Source organism: Mesorhizobium sp. M7A.F.Ca.US.006.04.2.1, from assembly GCF_004022915.1.
Lineage (GTDB): Bacteria > Pseudomonadota > Alphaproteobacteria > Rhizobiales > Rhizobiaceae > Mesorhizobium > Mesorhizobium ciceri.
In genome coordinates, this window is the sequence record NZ_RZQA01001328.1 from 1 (window position 1) to 1,068 (window position 1,068).

Below are 1,068 nucleotides of genomic sequence, written 5' to 3' on the forward strand. Positions count from 1 at the left end.
ACCATGAACAGCGCCGAATTGGTGAAAGACAGGTCATAGCTGCCGATGTCGATCGGAATCAGCTTGTTGATATGGAACTGGTGGATCGGATCGACCTTGTCAGCTGCCACGTTCAAACCCCGTCAATGCCGCGTACGGCCTCGTTACCATTACCGCACATGGTGCGCGGTCATTTCTTGTCGTCTTGGCCACGGCGCGATTTATCGCCCTGTCCAAATTCTGCCACGACGCCGGCGGAACGCATCACATTGAGCACTCCGGCGCCAAAACCAAGCAGCAGAAACACGATCAGACCCCATGGCGATGTCCCCGCCAAACGGTCGATGACCCAGCCGATGCCGGCACCCACCACCACCCCGGCGATAAACTCGCTGGAGAGTTTGAGCGCCTGACCATAACCGGCCACACTGCCCGCTTTCGCGTCGTCTTTCCCCTCGAGCCGGCCCGGCCGCCTTGTCGCAAGCGAAGCTTCAAGGTCACGGCGGCGGCGCTCAAGATCGTCGTCGCGGATGTCGGGTTCATGCTGATTGCCGCGGCCGGTTTCTCCGGTTCCGTCTGGCCCATTCTTGTCGGCCATCGCAACCCCCCTGCCCGGTCAGACCGTCACCGTCCGTCCGCTTCTAAAGTCGCCGGCAACATAGTTAGAGGGTTTGCGCCCGTCAAGCCACGGGCGGAAGTTCATTGCCATGTATTTTAGGCAATGAAATCAATGAATTACGAAGGTGCGACATCGTGCCCGCCAGGATGACGAGGATGCATGGCGCGAATCCCCCGCGCAATGGCTCTTTGATCGGCTGCGCGCCACATCAAGGATCAGCGGCTGCTCCGCACTCAGCTCCAGCCGCCGCCATAGGTCCGATAGAAGATATGCAGGCCGATCTTGGTCATCTTCTGCATCGTGCGCGCCCAGCCGGGATGGACATATTGGGCATAGTAGTGGGTCGACGATCCGACTTCCGGAATGAAGATCTTGCCGGCGGTGACGGCCATGGCGATCTCCTGGGCGGTCTTGTAGGCGGCTGGGCTATCGATGCGCTTCTTCCTGCCGTCGCAGGCGAAGGAGAACTG

The 1,068-nt window shown here is 60.0% G+C and carries 2 protein-coding genes and 1 pseudogene; all 3 read right to left on the bottom strand.

Annotation, left to right across the window (positions count from 1 at the left end; translation table 11 throughout):
- Nucleotides 1-110, bottom strand: a pseudogene (locus tag EN925_RS37035) (F0F1 ATP synthase subunit A); the annotation flags it as partial.
- A 59-nt stretch (nucleotides 111-169) separates the two neighbouring features.
- Nucleotides 170-577 carry an AtpZ/AtpI family protein gene (locus tag EN925_RS37040; protein WP_013532844.1) on the bottom strand — a complete coding sequence of 136 codons (408 nt, stop codon included), beginning with the start codon at nucleotides 575-577 and terminating at the stop codon, nucleotides 170-172.
- Nucleotides 578-831: 254 nt separating this feature from the next.
- Nucleotides 832-1,068 (bottom strand): cell wall hydrolase (locus EN925_RS37045; RefSeq protein ID WP_206633160.1); only part of this gene is annotated, 237 nt, incomplete at its 5' end.

Excerpts from the sequence above, each read along its gene's own strand:
- EN925_RS37040 (WP_013532844.1), bottom strand. The coding sequence starts at position 577 with ATGGCCGACAAGAATGGGCCAGACGGAACCGGAGAAACCGGCCGCGGC.